Raw genomic sequence first — 21,511 nt, forward strand, 5'->3', positions numbered from 1 at the left:
CTCTACTCGAAGTCGGAGACAAGACCCATTCCCTCCAACAGTGTCGGACGGTCGTAGTACTCGAGCCACTCGGTGATCCGTCCGTCTGCCATGCTGAGGATTCCGACAACAGGAACGACGCCATGGGTACCGTCGAAGTGGAAGTCGTCCACTCGCTGCACAAATACCCTTCCGTCGATCACGCCGAGAGACTCGATCTTCAGTGTGATCCGTTCACACTTGCTTGCCAGTAACGCAATTCGGCCCGCAACGGCATCCTTGCCGACAAGAGGTTCCTGCATGACGCTGTGGAGCACACCGTCTTCGGCGAACAGGTCGACGACGCGTGTCCAGTCCATGACGTCCCACGCCTGGAACATCTCACGCGCCAACGCAAGCTTGTCACTGTCGTTCATCACACTCATGCCACACTCTTCTGTCGAAGCTCACGCTTGAGGATCTTTCCGGTCGAATTGCGCGGCAGTTCTTTCCGAATCTCCAGCCGCTCGGGAAGTTTGTACGACGCAATGCGCTTGTCCTTCAGGAACGCGACCAGAGCGTCCAGCTCGAGTTCCGTCTCGGGCCGCAGCGTGACCACTGCTGCGACGCGCTCACCGAGTACTTCGTCGGGGTCGCCGATGACGGCCACATCCGCAACGGCCGGATGCTCGGCGATCAATCCCTCCAGTTCGGCTGGGGCGATGTTCATTCCGCCGCGGATCACGAGGTCCTTCCCCCGGTCCAGGTAGCGGAGAAACTGCCCGTGATCACCGGCAATCTCGAAGATGTCTCCGGTGCAGAGGAATCCGCGTTCGTCGAACGGAGACGGCCGATCGCCGAGATAGCCGGCAAAGACCGTCGGTCCGCTGATTCGCAACTCACCCGGGTGCCCGACTTCGGTGATGTCCTCGCCGGTGACCGCGTCGACCAAGCGCACGTCCATCCAGTCGGAGATTCTTGTGCTCCAGCGAAAGTTCTCGACACCGAAGCGGGGGAAGTACCGTGCGCGGTCGTCCGGATCCGGCATGTCCGCAGGCGAGGAGAGCAGACTGATGCCTTCGTTGGATCCGAAGAAGTTGATGACTCCGATTCCGTATCGCTCCTGCCATCCCCGGACCATCGGAGGTTGCAGTGGCACCGAACCCGAACCGATCCGAGTCAAGCTCGACAGGTCGACCGCCGCGAGCATCGACTCGTCGGCGAGCAGCATCCACAACAGCGCAGGCGGCGCTACCGTGTACGTCACGCGCTCGGCCTCGATCTGCCCGAGGAAAACTCGAAGATCGAACGGGTGGTGCTGTACCAGTACACATCCCGTGCGGAGCCACGGCAGGAACATTCCGTTGATTCCGGCCATGTTGACCATCGGGAACGGGTTCAACAAGACGTCGCCGACGACGATGTCGGGAGCGTCGATCGTGGCCCAGCAGATGGCCAGCCACTCGTAGTGCGAACGTGGGACCCCTTTCGGTTCGCTTTCGGTCCCGGAGGTCCAACAGATCGTCATCGCATCGTTGGGGTCGTTGGGATCTTCGGTGATTCGTACATCCAATTCACTGCGCTGTGTTTCGGTGGCCGCCCGAGGACTCAGCCCCACGACGCCGGTAGGAAGCTCAGCCGGAAGCTCTGATTCGGGAGCGTAGGCGAACACCGATCTCAGAGAAGGAATCCGGGATCTGATTGCAGCGATCTCCGTAGCAGGGAGTCTGTCACCAAAACTGGGTACGGTGACAAATGCTGCAAACGCCGCCTGGTTTGCCATTCCTTCCACTTCACGTTCGCGGTACTGCATGGGCAATGGCGAGACCACGATCCCCAGAGACCACGCTGCAAGGTAGACCTCGACCAATTCGACGGTATTGGGCATCTGCACGCCCAGAACATCTCCCCGGCCCAAACCCCCCTCGGAGAAGCCGGCAGCGAGCGCGATGACTTCGCTCTCCAGTTGGTTCCAACTGAGGCGTCGCGGATCTCCGCCGGACAACTCGCTCCGGTTCGCCGGATCAACCACGGCAAGTTCGTCACCGCGTACCCGCACCTGCGCCCGGAACACCTGATCGATCGTCTCGTCGGACCACCACCCTTTCGAGGTGTATTCGTCCACCTTGACGCGAGGATGCAATCCCCTGTGTGCCTTGTTCATTCGCGTACTCGTTTCAGTTCTCGTAACGGCCGGAAATGTCGATCACGTCGCCCTGCTTCTCGAACGCCTGGGTAGCGGCGTTCCACTCGAACGGCTGGAATGCCAGGATTCCCAATGCATGGTCCGCGGTCATCGTGAATTTGATTCCGTCGATGAACATCGGCGGGTGGTAGTCCTGCGTTCGTGCGGCACTCATGATGCTGGCGCGTGAGAGTCCGTCAGACGACTCAGAGGCCCGAGTGAAGTTGTCCACCAACAGGTCACCGATGGCCCAGCCGTTCACGGTGTAGCTGTTGGTCGGGGAATCGGCACCGTGAGCAGCCGCACCGGCCAGGTAGTCACGTACCGCCGCGTCGTCCTTGTAGAGGGCGTTGTTTGGATCCTTGAGCCACACCATCACCTGCTGCCCGTCGGCAGCATCACCGGCGGGCGCATACAGCGTCGCACCGTCGACGCAGTTCGACGGTTGAATCACGGTGTCGGGCTTCCATCCGACACGTCCGATCGCCTGGGTGATCGCGAGGCAATCGGTGGTGACACCGGCCACCACCAATACCTCGGCGCCACTGGCTTTGAGGGTCGATGCCGCCGTCTTGGGGTCGGTCAGCGCCTCTTCGGCTGCGATCTCGAAGTTCGTTCCTTCGATCGCGGACTTGAAGCCGTTGGCGATCCCTTGTCCGGACTCGGTCTGGTTCGTGGCCAAGGCAACCTTGGCGCCGCTCGGATACTTCTTCTTCAGGCTTTCGACCACTACCTCCATCTCGACGCCCGGATCCGGTAGATACTCCGTGGTCCACGGAAAGTCTTCGATCACCCGGAACTCGGGCATGCCTGCCTGCGCGAAGAGCAGTGGAACACAGGCAGTGGTCTGGTCGTCCGCGATGGCGTTCAACTGGCCTGCTCCGAACGTGCCCAGAACGTCGACCTTGTCCTTCTGAATGAACTCTCCGACATTGGCTTTGGCGCGCTCCGGCGAGAAGGCATCGTCCTTGACCACGACGTCGAGCTTGACGCCGCCGACGCCGCCGGCCGCGTTCTCGACCTCGAACCGTGCTCGCATTCCTTCGATCACGTTGCCGACCGCGTCGGCGAGCGGGCCGGACGTCGGCCCACTCCACCCCACCGTGAGTTTGTCGGTGATCGGCGCCGCGGCACCACTGGGATCGCTGCAGTCGTCGACCGATACTGCTCCGGCCGAGGTCGACGTGTTGCTCTCTGCGTCGGAGTTACCTCCGCAGGCCGAAAGGAGTAGTGCCGCAGCGGCGATGACTGCGGGAATCGTGGTCTGCCTTTTCATATCGTCCAGTTCCTTGCTGTGAGTTGAGAGAAACGAGAGTGGGCGAGGGAGACGGCGCTCAGGTGCGGGGTTCACCTTCGCGATACTTGGGATGATCTGCGGGAACCACGAGGACAAACCGTCGGAGAACGCTGTTGATCCGGCCGACGATTCCGTCCGGCATCAAGAACACGATCGCGATCAGCACCGCGCCGAACACCACTCCCGACACGGGGCCGTCGGTGACGCTTCCGGTGTAGTACGGCAGGAACACCACTGCCGTAGCCCCGACGATCGGGCCGAATTGCGTTGCGATTCCGCCCAACACCAGTCCGGTGATGAACTCGATCGACTTCATCAACGAAAAGGACTCGGGTGAGAGCGCGCCGATGTACATCGTGAACAGCGAACCTGCCAGACCGGTGATCGCGCCGGAAAGTCCGAAAGCGAGAATCTTGACCCGCGCGACGTTGATGCCGTTTGCACTCGCCGCAATCTCGTTGTCGCGCACCGCAACCATTGCCAGACCGAATCGACTCTTGACGAGATTGCGGATCAGGAGCATGACCACTGCCAGCGTCACTACCGAAACCCAGAAGATCCAGAGATAGGTGTCCGCGCGGGTCAAACCCGTCCATTTCGGCGGGACCAGAAGATTCGCACGAACGACCATGCCGGCCGCGCCACCGGTGAGATCCCCGGTCTTGCGGATCACTTCGGGAAACGCCACAGCGGCGGCGAGGGTAACGAGGGCCAGATACAGCCCTTTGATCCGCAAGGAGGGAAGCCCGACGAGAAGTCCTAGTACGAAACACAATACGACTGCCATCGGGATTGTGGTCAACGGCGAGTATCCGCGATCGACGATCAGAACGCCGGTCGTGTACGCGCCGAGGCCGAAGAAGGCAGAATGGCCGATCGACAGAAGTCCGGTGTACCCGCTGACGATATTCAGTCCGGCGATGGCAATCGCGATGATGAAGACACTCGTGAACTGCCCTACGCGAAACGGCGCGCTCTGCGACACGAGGAGCAGGGCACAGACGGCAGCCACCAGCAGAACCAGTTGGAGTATCCGGTACGACGTCGATCCGGCAACCACCACGCGCGGCTGCCTGACTGCCTTTTCGGCGACCGCGGGTTCATTTCTCTCGGCAAGCGTCGTCATACCCGCTCCAGTTTCTTGGTACCGAACAGTCCATTGGGTCTGAAGAAGAGGATCACCACGATGATCAGTAGCGCGGATGTCTGCTGCAGCGAACCGCCGATGACCGAAATGTAGCCGCTGAGCATCGATTCCAGAACACCGATCGTCAACCCACCCACAACTGCGCCGACAAGACTGTCCAGACCGCCGAACAGCGCTGCCGCAGATGCTGCGATGAAGATCGGGAACATGGTCGTGAGGCCGAGTTGTTGCGGCGAGAGCGGAGTGACCAGGACACCGGCCAGTGCGCCGATCGCTGCCGCAACACCCCAGCCGATTGCGAGTATCCGGCTGGTCGGAACTCCGGCGAGAGTGGCAGATTCGGCATTGTCCGCGACGGCACGCATGTGCAGACCGACTCTCGTCTTGCGAAAGAGCAAGGACATCAACACAAGTAGGACAACGAGCGCAACCAGTACGCCCAGTGCGTCGCCGTACACGCGCGCGCCGCCCACCGAGATGTAGTCGGTGGGACCGTTGGGAAACGGGCTCGGCATGATCTTCGTTTCGCTCCCCCACAGCATTCCGGCCAACGAGTTGAGCCCGGTGAACAATCCCAGTGCCACTATCAGCACTGCCATGTCACTTCTACGTTGAACCGGCCGGATGAGCAGACGCTCCATCAACGCCCCGAGCAGGAAGCCGAGAGCGAGAGCCGCTCCGATCGCGGCCCAGATCGGCCAGGACATCGTTGTGAGCCACCACGCCACGAAGGTTGTGAACAGGGCCAACTCGCCCTGAGCGAAGTTGATCGTGCCGGTGGCACGGAACACCACCACGAGTGCCAGCGCGAGAATTGCGTAGATCGAACCGTTGGTCAATCCGGAGATGAGTCGTTCGAGAAAGAGTGTCACCGTTTACTCCTGGTACCCGAGATAGGCGCTGCGCACGACGTCGTCCGAACGAAATTCCTCGGGCGTGCCGGCAGCGACGATGGTGCCTACGTCGAGCAGGAAGACCTTCGACGCGAGTTTCATCGCGAGATCGGCATTCTGTTCCACGATCAGCAGTGCAGTTCCGTCGCTCCGGTTGATCGCACCGAGCGTGTCGAACAATTCGGCGATGACGATGGGCGCCAGACCCAGGCTCGGTTCGTCGCACAAAAGAAGGGTGGGACGGCTCATCAATGCCCGCGCGACCGCGAGCATCTGCTGTTCACCGCCTGACAGCGAACCTGCCAACTGTGTGGACCTCCTCGCGAGCACCGGAAATGTCTCACACCACCGCTCGATGTCGGCCTCGATCTCCGCCTTGTCGTTGCGAAGCGCAGCACCGACGAGCAGGTTGTCACGTACCGACAGTTGACCGAGAGTTCCACGGCCCTGTGGGACAAGGCTGACGCCGGCGGCCACGGCGCGTTCAGGTTTGGATCCGAGCGGCGAACCGTTGAAGGTGATCGTTCCCTGGTGCGGAATCAATCCGGCAAGCGCGCGCATCATGGTGGTCTTGCCGGCACCGTTCGCGCCGAGAACAACAGCGACCCCGCCGGGTTCCACGTCGAGCGACACCCCGTGCAGTACATTGCCTCGCCCGTAACCGGCATGCAGATCATCGACGCTCAGCAGGCTCATGCCGCTCGCCCCAGATAAGCATTGATCACGGCGTCGTTCTGCTGGATCTCCGCCGGAGTACCTTCAGCGATCTTGTGGCCGAAGTTCAGTGCGACAACGTGATCGGAGATACCCAGCACCAATCCCATGTGGTGTTCGACCAGAAGCGCTCCGAAGCCGAAGTCGTCGCGGAGCGAGACGATCAGTTCTCCCAGCTCCTTGACTTCGCTGTGTGTGAGCCCGCCGGCGGGCTCGTCGAGCAGAAGCAGCGAAGGCTCGGACATCAATGCTCGTGCCAGTTCGACGCGCTTGAGTGTTCCGAACGGAAGGCCTGCTGCCGGCGCGTTCGCGACGTCGACGAGTTCGAGGCGTTCGAGCAGGTACCAGGCCTTCTCTCGCAGTTCTCGGACTCGGGCGCGCGCTGGAGGCCAGCCGAGAAGCCCGCTCGCCAGTCCGAAGCGGCCCCTAGACGATCCGCCGACCATGGTGTTGTCGAAGACGCTCATGCCGCTGAACAGTGCGAGATTCTGGAAGGTCCGAGCGATCCCTGCAGATGCCAATGCATAGGGCCGCAATCCCAAGAGGTCGGTTCCTTGCCAGGTGATGACACCGCGACTCGGTTCGTAAATCCTTGTGATGCAGTTGAACAGCGTGGTCTTACCAGCGCCGTTCGGCCCGATGAGTCCGCAGATCTGGCCGGCGTGGACGTCGAAGCCGACGTCGTCGAGAGCCGTGACTCCGCCGAATTCGATCGATACATCGGAGAGCGTGAGTACGACCGGGTCATTCGCGGGTTGTGCGGGTGGTGTGTTTCCAAGCATTGGTTTCACCTCCTCGTGACACTTCAATTAACAGTGTGATAGAGATTACTACAGTAAACAGAGGCACTCCGTCAACGTGCGGCCCCCGATCCGGAGCCGAGAAGGGACATCATCGTGAGGTCCAACAACATTCACGCAGTCGACAGCGGCGGGGGCCCAGACGTCAGGGACTACAGCCGGGTCGACGCTCTCGTCGCCAAGCAGGAAATCTACGAGGTTCTGGCTCGTTTCCTCCGAGCTGCCGATCGCGGAGACGTCGAGGACGCCAGGCGGTGTTATCTACCCGGCGCAACCGAAGACCACGGGGGTGTCTTCACCGGCACCGCCGACGACTACATCGACCACATCGCCGGGGCCATCACTCACCCACGGTCACTGACGACCCACGCAATGACCAACGTCCTGATCGAACTCGACGGGGCCACAGCACACGTCGAGTCCTACGTGCTTGCCTTCGCGCGAATCAAGCACTCGGACGGCATAGCCGACACACTCACCGCGGCGCGCCTGATCGACCGCTTCGGCTACGAGGACGGCAGGTGGGGAATCCGCCACCGCGCACTGCGGTGGGACTGGAACCACGACATGGCCACAGCCGAAGGCTGGATCTTCGGGATGCTCGCGCCTGAAACGTCTTTGAAGAAGAGCAAGAAATTTCCCGACGACCTCATCTACACACGGCGGACACAGGAGCACTCATGACAAGGTTTCGCGGAACGCCGATAGAGGGCGCGACTGTCCTCGTCACCGGCGCCAATCGAGGGCTCGGCTTGGCCTTCGTCCAACAGGCGAAGTCGATGGGTGCCGCCAAAATTTATGCAGGGGTGAGAAATCCCGACGAGGCGCCCGCCGAGCTGCGATCCACCGGAGCACACATCGTCGAACTCGACGTGACCGATCCAGGACTCGTCGATGCAGCGGCCAGGGCGTGCGGTGACACCACAGTGGTCGTCAACAATGCCGGACTGTTCACCGGGAATCGGTTGATCGAGGCCGACGACCAAGCGGCTGCGCGAGCCGAGATGGAGGTCAACTACTTCGGGCCTCTGACGATGATCCGCGCCTTCGCGCCGGTACTCGCCGCCCGCGGCGGAGGATCGATAGTCAACGTCCTGTCGGTGGCCGCAATCGCTCCGACCGCCTTCATGGGTGGCTATTCACCGGCCAAGGCGGCTGCTCTGTCGCTCGGCGGCATCGCTCGCGCCGAACTCGAACCGCACGGCATCACCGTCACGTCGTTGATCGTCGGCAGCGTCGATACCCGCATGGCGTCACATGTTCAGGGCCACAAGGAAAATCCTCTGGACATCGCCGCGACCGGACTCGCCGCCACGCAACGCGGTGAGTGGACGTGCGACACAGATTTCATGGCAATCGATGCCCGTGCGCGTCTGGCACGCGACCCGATTCGGTACGAACGCGGTCTGGGCAAGCTCCTCTTCGCCGGCGAACTGACCACTCGATCATGAGCGATCCGATTCGTGTTGCCCAGTGGGCGACCGGTGCCATCGGCAAGACAGCGCTACGCGGAATCATCGATCGTCCCGACCTGGAGTTGGTCGGCCTCTACGTGTACAGCGACGCCAAGGCGGGTCGAGACGCCGGTGACATCGCCAGACGAGCACCGACGGGGGTGATCGCTACACGCGACGTGGACGAGATCATCCGCTCGCGCCCACAGGTTCTCATCCACAGTCCGCGGTTGCAGATTCCGTACGAACGCCACGACGACGATCTGTGCCGTCTGCTTCGCGCCGGGATCAACGTGATCACGACGGCCGGGCAGCACTTCCCCCGCGCACACGGCACCGAACGCGAGCACATGTTCGCCCAAGCATGCAAGGAAGGCGATTCGACGCTCTTCGGGGTCGGCGTGAGCCCAGGTGTCATCGGCGAGCGATTGGCGTTGGCGCTGACGGGAACATCGATCGAACTCGACCGAATTACGATCGACGAGGTGCTCGACGCTCGCGGCATGCCTGACCCCGACTTCGCGTTCACCGTGATGGGAATGGGTTCGCCCCCGAAGGACCTGGACGGCACCGGGCCGTTGCCCTCGCTGTACGCGTCGCTGTACCTCGAGACCATCGCGTTCATGTGCGAGCGCCTGGGCGTCACCTACGACGAGGTCGTGTCCGATCACAGGGTCGTTCCGGCACGTACGGATCTCGACGTCGCCGCCGGACGCATCGCCGCGGGAACCGTCGGAACCACCGAATGGCGCTGGCACGCAATGGTCGACGGAAAGCAGTTCCTCACCCTCGCCATCATCTGGACCATGGAACCTGATCGCGACGAATACGCGGGACGGGACCAATGGGAAGTCCACCTCTTCGGCAAACCCGAGATCGTGATGACCGTCAACCTGGTCGAACCACAAGATCCGAACAGTCGCACGACAGCCGGTCAGTTCATCACTGCAGGCCCGGCACTACGCGCCGTCGAGCATGTACTCGCTGCTCCCGCCGGCATTTTCGAACCCCCTGTCTTTGCCCCCTTCAGATTGGAGCATTCAGCATGACAACTCAGCCGACGGACGTAGGTTCGACTGCCACCCGTGAACCTGCCACCCGTGAACCTGCCGTCCGTGAACCTTCCGTGAACGCGCTCCTGCCCGACGGTCGCCCCGTGCAGAATCTGGAAGACTTGCTACGCAGCCGGGCGATTGCCAGTCCGGAGAGCACCGCCGTCATCTCCGATGACGGGCGTACCAGTTTCCGCGAACTCGACATCGAAACAAATCGTGTCGCGAATGCACTTCTGCGCGATGGTGTTCGACCCGGCGACCGGGTGGCGTACATCGGGGCCAATGCACCGTCTTTCCTCTCCGTCCTGTACGGATCTTCGAAGATGGGCTCGATCCTGACGGCCGTCAACAATCGGCTGGCACCGGGCGAGGTCGACTACATCCTGAGCAACAGCGAGCCGACCGTTGTCGTACTCGGAGCAGGCGATGAGGGCCTCTCCGACGTCGCCGCGGCGGTCGGTAGCGTCCGGACCGTCGTCACGGTGGACGGTTCCGGAAACTCGATCTCGTGGAACGACTGGCTTTCCGGTGTCGGCGACGACGATCCGGGGTCGTCGCGCCGCCCCGACGACACAGCGCTGATCTTCTACTCGTCGGGAACCACCGGTCACCCCAAGGGAATCGAACTCACCGGCGCCAACCTCGGCCGCGCCCTCGCCACCATGTATCACCTGCTCGATCTCGACACCGACTCCGTGGCTATGTGCCCGGTTCCGTTCTTCCATGTGGCCGGACTGGGTCTCGCCCTGGTCACGACGCTCGGCGGTGGCGCTCTACTGCTCGAGACCATCGCCGGACCTCTCGAACTCGTCGCGCTGATGCAGGAGTACAAAGTCACGCATGCGGTCGCCGTTCCCGCGGTGATCAGCGTCCTGACCTCCCTTCCGGCTGTGCGCGAGGCAGATTGGAGTGCCCTGCAGTTCCTCGTCTACGGAGCCGCGCCGATGCCACTGCCCCTGTTGCAAGACGCGACCGAGGTCTTCGGGTGTAGTTTCCTGCAGGCATACGGACTCACCGAGTCGACCGGCGGCGTCACCATGCTGACCCCGGAAGATCATCGGGCGACCGACGAGTCGACCGCGCATCGGTTGAAGTCCGTCGGGCAGCCGATGTTCGGAGTGCCCATCCGCATCGTCGATCCCGTGACGCTCGAAGACGTCCCGGTCGGTACCCGCGGCGAGGTCGTCATCGGCGGCGCTCACGTCATGAAGCGTTACTGGCGTAACGAAGCAGCCACTGCGGCCACCATGTTGGACGGCGACTGGCTTCGCACCGGAGACGGCGGATCGTTCGACGAGGACGGCTATCTCTACCTCCACGACCGCCTCAAGGACATGATCGTCTCCGGCGGTGAGAACGTCTATCCGGCCGAGGTGGAGAGTGTTCTCTCCGGGCACCCCGGCATCCGCGAGGTCGCGGTAGTCGGCGTTCACTCCGATCGGTGGGGTGAGACTCCCCTTGCCGTGGTCGTTCGAGCTGCTGATTCGGATGCAACCGAAGCGGAGATCATCGAGTGGTCACGCGAGCGACTGGCTCACTTCAAGTGCCCCAGTGCAGTTCGGTTCATCGAGGAGCTGCCACGCAACGCTAGCGGGAAGCTGCTCAAGACTCGTTTGCGACAGGACTTCGCTTGAGTCCATGACACGAATTCGGGGCCGGTCGCTTCGAGCGATCGGCCCCGAATTCTGTCGTTCGATGTGAAGCACGCTCAGCGTGGGTGAATCCGGAACTCCACGCCGCCGACACTCAGCCCGGGCTCGACGGCAGACGCGCCGCTCGACGCCGCCAGATCGATTGCAGTGAGCATCGACCGCTCCCCCGGAACGAACGACTCGACGCGTGATCCCAGCCTGATCGAGAGTGGTTGCGCCGAGACCGGTTTCTTTCCGAACACTTCGGCCCACAGCGTCGCCGTCCTGGCCGGATCGGGCGAGGACACGTCGACGCCGAGGATGTCGTCGACCCAGGGATCGAGGGAAACCTCCTTCTCCGTCTCATCCCAGAACCACTCGTCGGCGTCGGGAATCTCGTCGAGTTCTACGAGCAGTCCGAGATCACCGGGATGAAGTTGGACGATCCGGTGACCGTAGGCCTCGATATCTGCCACCGTCCGAACATCGGCCGCAGCTGCACGTTCCAGATAGGGCTCGATGTTCGAAACCTGGATCGAGAGTGCATAGCCGCCCTCCCCTCCGCCCTTGCGGATCCATCTCGCCAGCGAGACCTTCTCGTCGAGCGGCGCGACGATCTCGAGAAATGCCTGCGGCCCGACGGCCAAGGTCTCGTCGGCCAAACCGATGTCTTCGAGCAGTGGATCCGCGAATCCTGGTGCCAGATTCAATGCTTCGCGCAATTGGTGACCGGTCTTGTCCACGTCTCGTGCACCGATCACCACCTGTCGCAGGATCTCCCACATGCCCGCGTCGTGCGTGCCCGTCACAGTCCGACCGCTTCGGCTGCGGTGTCGGCACTCTGCCAGCGTCGGAGCTCGGCACCCGGCGCCCACGTCGAGTGGGTGCCACTCGAAATCCGTTCGGGAAGGCGAAGTTTGCACAATGGTCCGTCTCCGACGCGGGCAGCGTCGAAGATCAGGCAGAAGGACGCGTCCTCGTTCATGTCGGTGGTCAACGTGATGAGATAGCCGTCGTCTTCGGCGGTACCACCCACGCGTGGTGCCATCGAGGTCTCGCTTCCATACACGCCGTCACCGAAGGAGAATCGTTCCTCGTTCCCCGTAAGCAGGTCGTGTTTGACCAAGCCGTCGAACAGGAACCACGACGGCTTACCAGAAGCCGCATAGGCGTATCGGTACTTCTCACCCGCGAAATTGCCGTTCATCATGCCGAATTCGGTGATCGAGTCACTGAGTTGCTCTTCACGCGTGGCTCCGGTGACCAGGTTCAAACGCCAGCGGTGAAGCCGGGTCTGCATGCGATCGAGAGCGAGGAAACGGAAGGCGCGCTCCCACTGATTGCCCATACCGTTGTCCGACGGCTCCGGATCACCCTGGTAGAAACCGTCCAGAACAATCTCGTCCCCCTCTTCGTAGGCGTTCACGAAGTGCAGGACATAGGTCGAATCGGCTTCGAACCACTTGATGTCAGAGGTATTTCCGCGGCGTGGGATGACTCCGAGACGCAGCGGGATATCGGGATGGAAATTCGCGACGTGCGCGCCCTTCTCCAGCAGAACCGGATCCCAGAACAAGGGGCAGTCGTTGAGGATCGCGTAGTTCTCCGTGAAGGCCATGTCGTGCGGCAAGCGCGGACCGGGAAGTGGGACGTCGACGTAGTGGACCAACTCGTTGGCCGAGTCCACCACGCCGTAGTGCATGTACGGCGCTTCCTTGCTGTAGTTGAAGAACAGCATTTCTCCGGTCTTGTCGTCCACCTTCGGATGCGCGGACACACCCCATTCGAAGGGGAACTTGCCGTTCCAGCTTTCCTTGCCGAGTGTCTCCGCCGACATCGGATCGAGACGATACAGATCTCCGCACTGGTAGAAGCTGGTGAGAGCAGTCCCCCGGTGAACGACGACGTCGGTGCTGGACGCGTCCTTCATCCGGGTGCGCGCACCCTTGCCGCCCTCGGGGCGACTGAGTTTGGGAGACTCGGCAAGCCCGGCCCACAACGCAGCGCCGGCATCCTGCTCGGCCGCCAAGCCGTCGGTACGTACGAATCGGTTGCGGTAGAACGACTCTCCGTCGCGAAAGCCCACGATGTGAATCATGCCGTCACCGTCGAAGGGGTGATACGCCTTCATCGAGGGATGGAGCGGATTCTCGGTGTTACGCAGGTAGACACCGTCGAGGTCTTTCGGAACCTCACCGAATACGACTTCGAGGTTGTCCGCTTTGAACTCGGTGGTCTGGGGTTGCCACGGGCCGGTGCGATACGGGTGATCGTCATCGGCGGGAAGGGTGGACAACAACTTGCCTACGATTTCGACGTCCATGGAATTCTCTTTTCGACTGATGGGGAAAGGCTGGGTTGGGCTGCACTTTCAGGAAACTGCGTCGACGACAAAACTGACGGTGGTGGCCGTACTTCCACCGAAGTTGAGCGTCGCAAAGCGGCTCGCACCCTCGACTTGGAAACCGCCGGCCGTTCCCGTCACCTGATGGGCCGCGTCGAGAAGCATTCGAACACCACTGGCACCCACCGGATGACCACCGCCGATCAGACCGCCGCTGGGGTTGATCGGTAGCTTGCCGCCCATGGCGATGTCACCACTCTCGATGGCTTTCCACGACTCGCCGGGTGCGGTCAGACCGATGTGGTCGATCGCGAGATACTCACTCGCCGTGAAACAATCATGTGTTTCGATCCCGTCTATCCCGGCCAGGTCGACTCCGGCCCGGGAGAAGGCACCCATCACCGCATCCCGAACGTGTGGCATCACGTAGGGATTATCGGCGTCGCGGGCCAGCTTCTGCTCGAGACCTAAACCAACTGTCCGGTGACCCCAGCCCGCGATCTGGGCCAGCGGAGTCGCCGCGGCATCAGGATGCTCTCGGAGGTACTTGTCCGTCACCAGCACAACCCCGGCGCCACCGTCGGTCACCTGACTGCAATCGAATCGTCGAACACCACCTTCCACAACGGGATTGGTGGTGTCGTCACCACCCGCATTTCCGAGTAGATCGGGCACCGCCCAACCGCGTGTCTGCGCGTTGGGGTTGTTCTTCGCGTTTGCGAAGTTGATCTGCGAGATCGCGCGAAGGTGAGATTCGTCGATCCCGTAACGCCGCCCGTACTCCTTCGACACACGGTCGAACATGTACGGCCACATGAATTTTGCTTCCTGACCTTCGTGTCCGACCCAGGCTGCAGCGCCCAGATGGCCAGCCGCGTCATCACCCGGAACCGTCTTCTCCAGTTCGATACCCATCACCAGAGCCACGTCGTAGTTGCCGGCGCGCAGGTCTGCCATCGCTGCAAGTACAGCGATACTGCCCGATGCGCACGCCGCCTCGTGCCGAGACGAGGGCACACCCCACAGGTCTGGATGCACGGTGGCGGGCATCGCGCCCAGCTGACCTTGGCCGGCAAACAATTGCCCGAAGGCATTACCGACGTGGATCACCTCTATGTCGGTGGCAGGAACCTTCGCCGCGTCCAGGGTGTGGTTCACCACCTCTTCGGCAAGGTTCGCGAAATCGAGTTCCTCACGGGTGAAGTTCCGTGCGAAGTCGGATTGGTACCCGCCGAGAATCCAAATGTTCGAAACAGTCATGACCTCTCCCCTTGCCGATCCGGCCTCGGTGACGTCACCGAGATACCCGCGCAACGGCGGTTGTAATTTCACCGCAACCGTACTACAACTAGCAGAGTAACTCTACTAATTGAAGGGTTGAAAATGACTGATGCTTTTGTCCTCGACTACGTGCGAACGCCGCGCGGTCGAGCATCGGCGCGAGGCGCCCTCCACGAACACAGCCCAGTCGATCTTGTCGTCCACCTGGCCAAGGCTTTGCAGGGTCGAACGAACCTCGCCGCAGAACAGATCGACGACGTCGTTCTCGGTTGCGCATCGCAGGTGGACGAGCAGGGCGCGAACATCGCGAGAACTGCCGCACTCCTTGCCGGTTGGGGCGACTCCGTCCCCGGCGCAACCCTCAACCGATTCTGCGCATCCGGCGTCGACGCAGTCGGCCAGAGCGCGGCCCGCATTCGCGGCGACGACGTGTCCCTCGTCGTGGCCGGTGGCGTCGAAAGCGTCTCCCGGACTCCGATGTTCAGTGATCGAGGACCGCTGTGGACCGATCCGGCAACTATCGCGCAGATCGGTTCCATCCATATGGGTGTTGCCGCCGACTTGAATGCCACGATCGAGGGGTACTCCCGCGACGAGTTGGATGCGTACGGCGTCGAAACCCAGCACAAGGCTGCCGAGGCCTGGCGCAACGGCGCATTCGAGCGGTCCGTTGTGCCTGTCCCCGGCAGAAATGGTGAAGCCGGAATCGCGCACGACGAACTGGTCAGGGCAGAGACGACGGCAGAGGGACTCGCCGCGCTGCCTCCGGCCTTCGAAGGGCTCGGCGCCGCCGGTCAGGATGCACTCGCGCTCGCCGCCTACCCTGAGGTCGGCAAGATCGAACACCTGCACACCGTCGGATCCTCTCCCGCCATGGCCGACGGCGCAGCGCTCCTACTCCTCGGATCCGAGAAAGCCGCGGCGAGAGCCGGCTTGACCCCTCGCGCACGGATCATCGGATCCGCCTCGACTTCGGTGAATCCGGTCCTCATGCTCACTGCGGGCCAGAGCGCCGTGGAGGCAGTCATCGCGCGAGCCGGGCTTCGTCCACAGGACATCGACGTGTTCGAGTTCGCAGAGGCGTTCTCCGCACTCTGCCTACGGTTCCGCCGCGATCTTGACGCCGGGCCGGACCGCATGAACCCCAACGGAGGCACGATGGCGATGGGCCATGCATTCGGCGCCACCGGAGCAATTCTCGTCGGCGCATGTGTCGACGAACTGGTACGGAGCGACGGACGCTACGGTGTGGCCGCGGTCAGCGGCGCCGCCGGTGTCGGAGTCGCGGTGCTCGTCGAACGGATCGCCTCATGACCGTCAGTTCACTCTCCGGCCGCGTTGCCGTCGTCACGGGAGGGGGTAAGGGCCTCGGCCGTGCCGTCGCACTGCATCTCGCGAGCCGAGGGGTCACGGTGATCGTCAACAATCGGAATCGCACACTCGATTCGAGCGGCCGAGGCCCTGCAGATCAGGTCGTCGACGAAATCCTCGAAACCGGCGGACAGGCCGTCGCCAACCACGACGACGTCACCGACCCCGAGGTCGGCCGAAAGTTGGTGGACGACGCTCTCACTCGGTTCGGACGACTCGACTTCTGCATCACCAGCGCCGCGGTCAGCGGTCCACAGATGCTTCATCGCACCACCGCCGAGAACCTCAGCACCGTCATCACGACAAACGTCGTCGGAACCGCACTGGTCGCCGCCGAAGCCTCCCGAGTGATGCGCGAAGCCGGATTCGGGCGCATCGTGATGATTGCCTCGACCGCAGGACTGCACGGAGAACCCACCGTGTCCGCCTACGCCGCCAGCAAGGGTGCCGTCATCGCATTGGGACGCACCGCAGCCGGCGAAGGAGCGAGTCGCAATGTGTTCACCAATGTCGTACTGCCCTATGCCACTACGCAGATGACCGAGTCCGGAATGGACCCACGATTCATCGACATCATGGGGGCCGACCTGGTAGCCCCGGTGGTCACTGCTCTCGTCGATCCCGAGTCCACGACCAACGGGCAGGTGATCGTCACCGCAGGTAACGGAGTGCGTTCGGCCGACGCCGTCGAGGGCTCGACCGAATTCTTACCCACCACCACAGAACTCGATGCCAAAGCGCTCGACGCACTGCTCGTGACCAGCCGGCTCGGCACTCCTCACACCTATCCGAGCGCACAGGAAGCCTTCGCGGACTTCGCTTCCGAACTGCTCGACCACCACAATCGGAAAGCGCGCACATGACCGACATCCCACTGGGCGACCTTGCACTGAACTTCGGTGTGAGCGCACTCGCCGTCCTCGTCTTCATCGCAGTCGTGATGGCCGTCGCCATCCGGATGAACAATCACTCGATCATCGACATCTGCTGGGGGCCTGGCTTTGCCGTCGTCGCCGTCGTCTCGTACCTGACGTCCATCGGGTCGGACGGCAACGATCTGCGTCGCCTCGTCGTGCTGGCTCTGACCGTGGTGTGGGGAATGCGACTCGGCCTCTACATCGGCTTCCGAAACCGTGGGCACGGGCAGGACAAGCGCTACACTGCCCTGCTCAAACATCAACAGGGACCGCTGGTTCCGTTCCTGATTCGCAAAATCTACGGCCTCCAGGGCGTTCTCATTCTCGTGGTGTCGCTGCCCGTCCAGTTCGCGATGTACGAGTTTCGCGCCCTCGGAGTCCTCGGCGCGATCGGCATCGCGGTCTGGACCGTCGGCTTCGTCTTCGAATCGGTTGGAGACTACCAACTTTCCCGCTTCAAAGCTGATCCGGCCAATGCCGGGAAGGTGATGGACCGTGGGCTCTGGGCCTGGACCCGCCATCCCAACTACTTCGGTGATGCATGCGTCTGGGTCGGTCTGTTCATCCTCGCGCTTGGTGATCCATTGGCGCTGATCACGATCGTCTCTCCGATCGTCATGATCAAACTGCTGGTGAGCTACAGCGGTAAGGCCCTTCTCGAACGCGGCATGCGCAAGAGCAAGGGGCAGGCCTACGACGACTACGTCGCCCGGACCAGCGGATTCTTACCTCGTCCACCCCGTCCGGCACGAAACCACGCGTCGTGAGCGCCCCCACGAGTGGTCTCGCCGACGTCTTCGATCTGGAATCGACCGGCCCGGACCGGTGGCAAGGGTCGAACGACGGTGTTCGGCTGCCTCAGCTGTTCGGCGGCCAACTGGTAGCCCAGTCGATTCTCGCAGCCGGGCACACGGTTACCGACGGCAAAGCGATCAGTTCCGTCCACACCCACTTCCTTCGCCCGGGGTCGACGAATCGCGCGACCGAGTTCTCGGTAGATCGCCTTCGGGACGGAAAACGCCTGTCCACCAGAGGCGTCGACGTCCACCAGGACGGACGACTCGTCTGCCGTTCGACGGTCTCTGCCTCCTCGATCGACGAGGGCATCACTCACAGTCGCGCAGTACCTACCGCACTCCCGCCCACTGAGTGCGTGACGTTGCAAGAGTTGGCCGAGGCAGACGGTGGGTTGGGTGAGGTGTGGGAGGAGTTCTCCGCCATCGAGATTCGTGTTTCCCCCCTTGATTCGCACTCCCCCACCGCGCATTCGGCGGCGCCTCCGCGCAACATCTGGATGCGTTCGGCTCAGCGGCTGAGCGACGATCCACTGATTCACGTGGCTGCTCTCGCTTATGCCAGTGATCTGATGCTGATGGCAACCGCACTGACTCCGCACGGCTACGACATCGGGCAGGAGCACTCGCTCGACACGGACTGGACTGGTGTGTCCCTCGATCACACGATGTGGTTTCAACGCCCTGTGCGGGCGGACGAGTGGCTGCTCTTCGAGCACTCGACCCCCACAGCTCACACCGGCAGAGCAGTAGTGAATGCCGCGGTCTTCGATCAGTCCGGACTCCAGATCTGCCAGATCACTCAGGAAGCGTTACTCATTGCCCGCACCGAGTGATTCCCGACTCTTTCTGCAGACCATTCGGTACGGTCTCGCGGTGCCGCAGGGTGCGCGGCCTATGATTTCGGGGTGGTACGAGTGAATGCAGCCGGATCTTCGACACCCACCGCGTCGGCGGGCGTCACCGAGTTGCCTGCCGGCGGTCCGAACGCACTGGCCGTCACGCTCGGGTTGTTGGGGGACGAGTGGAACCTCTGGATTCTGCGATTCGCCCTGTTGGGGTCGCGGCGATACAACGACTGGCTCGCCCTCGGGGGAATCTCCAACTCCGTATTGTCCTCACGGTTGGCGGTCCTGACGGCCGGCGGAATGCTCGAGCGTCGTGAGTATCAGCAGAACCCGCCCAGGCACGAATACTCGGTCACCCGCAAAGGGCAGTCGATCTGGCCCGTCCTCATCACCATGTGGTCGTGGGAGAAGCAGTGGGCGCCCAATGAAACCCAGCCGCTTCCACCACTGCGGCACAGCACCTGCGGAAACGACTTCACCCCGATCCTGCGCTGCAAGGAGTGCGGCGAGGACGTGGACGTACGATCCCTGGACTCCCAAATGGGTCCGAGTGGGGACTTCTCACGCAGTGTCCCGGAAGCAACATCGCGGCGACGCTCCACCAAGTCCGAACGCCGTCCGGAAATTCTGGCTCACACGATGGAACTTGTCGGCAATCGCTGGTCAGCGGCGATCATCGGTGCAGCTTTCCGAGGCGCTCGCCGCTACGGAGAGTTCGCCGAGATCACCGGTGCACCACCGGCGATAGTCGCGGATCGCTTGAAGCACCTCACCGAGATCGGTGTGATGGAAACGCGTCCGCTTCCGGATCGCCCACAGTGGTCGGAGTATCGACTCACCGCCAAGGGCACGGCGTATTTCCCCGTGGTGATGTGCATGATCTCCTGGGGTCAGCGTTGGTTCAGATCCGCGGACGGCCCGGACATCGTTCTCCATCACAAGGCCTGCGGTAAACGGTTCGAAGCACGCTTGGGTTGCAGTGTGTGCGGTGAAGAGTTGAGGTCTTCGGACATCGAGGCCGTCAACCTCACCACCTCGGTTCACGTACCCGGGTCCGGCTGGTCCTGAGGTCCCCGCTCAGCCGGCAGTGCGGATCCGGTCGAAGCTCCGGCCTCGGTGTTCGAGCGGCAGCCTGTCCCCTCGCCCGAACAGTTTGTTGCGCAGCGTTCCCTCGTCGTAGTCGCTCTGGTAGGCACCTCGTTTGGTCAGCTCCGGAATCACATGCTCCACAATGTCTTCGAAGGTTCCGGGAGTCACCGCGTACGCGAGATTGAAACCGTCGACGTCGGTCTCGGACACCCACTCCTGCAATTCGTCGGCGACCTCCGCGCCGGAACCGACAACGATCGGGCCGAGCCCGCCGATGCCCGCCCACTCCGCGATGTCCCCCACCGTCCATTCGCCACCTTTCTCGTCGGCCTGGCGAAACGATGCGACCGCGGATTGAATGGCATTGCTCTCGACGTTCCCGATCGGTTCGTCCGCTCGGTATCCGGAGAGGTCGATTCCCATCCACCCCGAGGTGAAAACGAGCGCGCCTTCACTACTCGCGTAGCTGCGGTAGTCCTCGAGCTTCGCCTGGGCCAACTCAGGGGTTCGGTCGGTGATGATCGTCAACAGTGTGTAGATGCGGGCCGAGTACGGATCTCGCCCGACCTTCGTCAGTTCGTTTCGGATTCGGGCAACGGTGTCTTTGAGAATCGCCTTTGTCGGTGCACCGACAAAAATTGCTTCGGCATTCTCGGCGGCGAACCGAACCCCGCGAGGCGACGCGCCGGCCTGGAAGATGACCGGCGTCCGCTGCGGAGAAGGTTCGGAGATGTGGATGCCCGGAACGGTGAAGTGCTTGCCTTCGTGCTCGATCGGATGAACCTTGGCGGGGTCTGTGTAGACCCCGGTGGTTCTGTCACGCACCACCGCGTCGTCTTCCCACGACGTTTCCCACAACTTGTAGAGAACTTCGAGGTACTCGTCCGCGTGGTCGTAGCGATCGTCGTGCTGGAGTTGGTCGTCCTCGCCCATGTTCCGTGCGGCCGAGGGGAGGTATCCGGTGACCACGTTCCACCCGATTCGCCCGTTCGTCAGGTGGTCGAGGGTGCTCAAGCGCCGAGCGAACGGGTAGGGATGCTCGAAAGCTGTACCTGCGGTGATCCCGAAGCCCAAGTGCTCGGTCACGGCAGCCATCGCCGACGCCAGCAGTAGCGGGTCCGAGACCGGTACCTGCGCGCCCTGCCGCAGCGCTGCGTCGTGATTGCCGCCGTACACGTCGTACGTTCCCAACACGTCGGCCAGGAACAGCCCGTCGAATCGTCCACGCTCGAGGAGCTTCGCCAATTCCGTCCAGTACCTCAGATCCGTGTACCTGGACGACTGGTCCTCCGGGTGGCGCCACAGACCTGGTGATTGGTGGGCGACGCAGTTCATGGCAAAGGCGTTGAATCGGATTCTGCGGGTCATTCCCGCACGATGCCGTGCCTGCTCCGCGGTGAACACCATTGCGATCAGTGCGATCGGTTCGGCTCCTGCTTGCACCCGGCGATACCGTCGACTTCGCGACCTCGTCGGCGGGCCGCTACACTGACTAGCGCAGCTGTGACGCCCGAGGCTTCGTGCCGACAGGTCGAGCGGACGCAACAGCAGTATCGAGAAGCGAAAACCCCGGCAGCACAGGGTTTTCAGCGCTTGTCGGTACGCTCCCCGCCCTCGTAGCTCAGGGGATAGAGCATTCCTCTCCTAAAGGAAGGGTCGCAGGTTCGAATCCTGCCGAGGGCACATTTGGGATCCTCAAGCGCAGATGGGAATGCGTTCTCAAGCAACGAACA

General features: G+C 62.4%; 20 protein-coding genes and 1 tRNA gene. 10 read left to right on the forward strand and 11 right to left on the reverse strand.

Annotated elements, in window-relative coordinates; translation table 11 throughout:
- Positions 1–2: 2 nt before the first annotated feature.
- From ACVZUB_RS22250 to ACVZUB_RS22280, 7 genes are read right to left on the reverse strand one after another with little or no spacing between them, the layout of a single operon-like run.
- Entirely contained in the window at positions 3–404 is a 402-nt protein-coding gene (locus ACVZUB_RS22250; RefSeq protein WP_482627769.1) for a nuclear transport factor 2 family protein, read from the reverse strand.
- Positions 401–2,122, reverse strand: coding sequence for a class I adenylate-forming enzyme family protein (locus tag ACVZUB_RS22255; protein ID WP_482627770.1), 1,722 nt, complete (start codon positions 2,120–2,122; stop codon positions 401–403). The genes ACVZUB_RS22250 and ACVZUB_RS22255 overlap by 4 nt, the downstream gene beginning before the upstream one ends.
- Before the next feature lie 13 nt (positions 2,123–2,135).
- Entirely contained in the window at positions 2,136–3,419 is a 1,284-nt protein-coding gene (locus tag ACVZUB_RS22260) for an ABC transporter substrate-binding protein (RefSeq protein ID WP_003939841.1), read from the reverse strand.
- A 58-nt stretch (positions 3,420–3,477) separates the two neighbouring features.
- The gene (locus tag ACVZUB_RS22265) at positions 3,478–4,566 is read right to left on the reverse strand and encodes a branched-chain amino acid ABC transporter permease (RefSeq protein WP_482627771.1); all 1,089 of its coding nucleotides are present in this window, start codon (positions 4,564–4,566) and stop codon (positions 3,478–3,480) included.
- A complete protein-coding gene (locus tag ACVZUB_RS22270; protein ID WP_482627772.1) occupies positions 4,563–5,459 on the reverse strand; it encodes a branched-chain amino acid ABC transporter permease in 897 nt (298 codons plus the stop codon). Before ACVZUB_RS22270 ends, ACVZUB_RS22265 begins: the two co-directional genes overlap by 4 nt.
- Before the next feature lie 3 nt (positions 5,460–5,462).
- Positions 5,463–6,176 carry an ABC transporter ATP-binding protein gene (locus ACVZUB_RS22275; RefSeq protein ID WP_003939931.1) on the reverse strand — a complete coding sequence of 238 codons (714 nt, stop codon included), beginning with the start codon at positions 6,174–6,176 and terminating at the stop codon, positions 5,463–5,465.
- Positions 6,173–6,976 (reverse strand): ABC transporter ATP-binding protein, encoded by an 804-nt coding sequence (locus tag ACVZUB_RS22280; RefSeq protein ID WP_003940309.1) that lies wholly within the window; start codon positions 6,974–6,976, stop codon positions 6,173–6,175. The genes ACVZUB_RS22275 and ACVZUB_RS22280 overlap by 4 nt, the downstream gene beginning before the upstream one ends.
- A 114-nt stretch (positions 6,977–7,090) precedes the next feature.
- Here ACVZUB_RS22280 and ACVZUB_RS22285 point away from each other — a divergent pair, with 114 nt between their 5' ends.
- Genes ACVZUB_RS22285 through ACVZUB_RS22300 form a run of 4 tightly spaced genes read left to right on the forward strand, consistent with a single transcriptional unit; the run spans position 7,091 to position 11,137 of the window.
- Positions 7,091–7,678 (forward strand): nuclear transport factor 2 family protein, encoded by a 588-nt coding sequence (locus tag ACVZUB_RS22285; RefSeq protein ID WP_083056968.1) that lies wholly within the window; start codon positions 7,091–7,093, stop codon positions 7,676–7,678.
- Positions 7,675–8,445 carry an SDR family oxidoreductase gene (locus ACVZUB_RS22290; RefSeq protein ID WP_042451076.1) on the forward strand — a complete coding sequence of 257 codons (771 nt, stop codon included), beginning with the start codon at positions 7,675–7,677 and terminating at the stop codon, positions 8,443–8,445. Before ACVZUB_RS22285 ends, ACVZUB_RS22290 begins: the two co-directional genes overlap by 4 nt.
- Positions 8,442–9,497 carry an NAD(P)H-dependent amine dehydrogenase family protein gene (locus ACVZUB_RS22295; protein WP_083056965.1) on the forward strand — a complete coding sequence of 352 codons (1,056 nt, stop codon included), beginning with the start codon at positions 8,442–8,444 and terminating at the stop codon, positions 9,495–9,497. The genes ACVZUB_RS22290 and ACVZUB_RS22295 overlap by 4 nt, the downstream gene beginning before the upstream one ends.
- Positions 9,494–11,137, forward strand: coding sequence for a long-chain-fatty-acid--CoA ligase (locus ACVZUB_RS22300; RefSeq protein WP_082920612.1), 1,644 nt, complete (start codon positions 9,494–9,496; stop codon positions 11,135–11,137). Before ACVZUB_RS22295 ends, ACVZUB_RS22300 begins: the two co-directional genes overlap by 4 nt.
- Before the next feature lie 74 nt (positions 11,138–11,211).
- Here the strand turns inward: ACVZUB_RS22300 and ACVZUB_RS22305 are convergent, their stop codons facing one another.
- From ACVZUB_RS22305 to ACVZUB_RS22315, 3 genes are read right to left on the reverse strand one after another with little or no spacing between them, the layout of a single operon-like run.
- The gene (locus tag ACVZUB_RS22305; RefSeq protein ID WP_482627773.1) at positions 11,212–11,943 is read right to left on the reverse strand and encodes a VOC family protein; all 732 of its coding nucleotides are present in this window, start codon (positions 11,941–11,943) and stop codon (positions 11,212–11,214) included.
- A complete protein-coding gene (locus ACVZUB_RS22310) occupies positions 11,940–13,457 on the reverse strand; it encodes a carotenoid oxygenase family protein (protein ID WP_003940450.1) in 1,518 nt (505 codons plus the stop codon). The genes ACVZUB_RS22305 and ACVZUB_RS22310 overlap by 4 nt, the downstream gene beginning before the upstream one ends.
- Before the next feature lie 48 nt (positions 13,458–13,505).
- Entirely contained in the window at positions 13,506–14,738 is a 1,233-nt protein-coding gene (locus ACVZUB_RS22315; protein WP_030534916.1) for an acetyl-CoA acetyltransferase, read from the reverse strand.
- Between the two features lie 123 nt (positions 14,739–14,861).
- Here ACVZUB_RS22315 and ACVZUB_RS22320 point away from each other — a divergent pair, with 123 nt between their 5' ends.
- The 5 genes from ACVZUB_RS22320 (at position 14,862) to ACVZUB_RS22340 (ending at position 19,757) form a co-directional block, all read left to right on the forward strand.
- A complete protein-coding gene (locus ACVZUB_RS22320) occupies positions 14,862–16,073 on the forward strand; it encodes an acetyl-CoA C-acyltransferase (protein ID WP_030534917.1) in 1,212 nt (403 codons plus the stop codon).
- The gene (locus tag ACVZUB_RS22325) at positions 16,070–16,993 is read left to right on the forward strand and encodes an SDR family NAD(P)-dependent oxidoreductase (RefSeq protein WP_475845645.1); all 924 of its coding nucleotides are present in this window, start codon (positions 16,070–16,072) and stop codon (positions 16,991–16,993) included. Before ACVZUB_RS22320 ends, ACVZUB_RS22325 begins: the two co-directional genes overlap by 4 nt.
- Complete coding sequence (locus tag ACVZUB_RS22330; protein ID WP_042451087.1) at positions 16,990–17,814, forward strand: DUF1295 domain-containing protein; 825 nt, start codon at positions 16,990–16,992, stop codon at positions 17,812–17,814. Before ACVZUB_RS22325 ends, ACVZUB_RS22330 begins: the two co-directional genes overlap by 4 nt.
- Positions 17,811–18,677: an acyl-CoA thioesterase gene (locus tag ACVZUB_RS22335; RefSeq protein WP_050654676.1), complete on the forward strand. Its 867-nt coding sequence runs from the start codon at positions 17,811–17,813 to the stop codon at positions 18,675–18,677. The genes ACVZUB_RS22330 and ACVZUB_RS22335 overlap by 4 nt, the downstream gene beginning before the upstream one ends.
- An 81-nt stretch (positions 18,678–18,758) precedes the next feature.
- A complete protein-coding gene (locus tag ACVZUB_RS22340) occupies positions 18,759–19,757 on the forward strand; it encodes a winged helix-turn-helix transcriptional regulator (RefSeq protein ID WP_475845659.1) in 999 nt (332 codons plus the stop codon).
- A gap of 9 nt (positions 19,758–19,766) precedes the next feature.
- On the opposite strand, the gene ACVZUB_RS22345 is transcribed toward ACVZUB_RS22340, so the two are convergent.
- Positions 19,767–21,146: an LLM class flavin-dependent oxidoreductase gene (locus ACVZUB_RS22345; protein ID WP_047272629.1), complete on the reverse strand. Its 1,380-nt coding sequence runs from the start codon at positions 21,144–21,146 to the stop codon at positions 19,767–19,769.
- A gap of 242 nt (positions 21,147–21,388) precedes the next feature.
- On the opposite strand from ACVZUB_RS22345, the gene ACVZUB_RS22350 reads away from it, so the two are divergent.
- Positions 21,389–21,461, forward strand: a tRNA-Arg gene (locus ACVZUB_RS22350).
- Positions 21,462–21,511: the final 50 nt, after the last annotated feature.

The sequence above is a fragment of the Rhodococcus sp. OS5 genome (genome assembly GCF_056837585.1).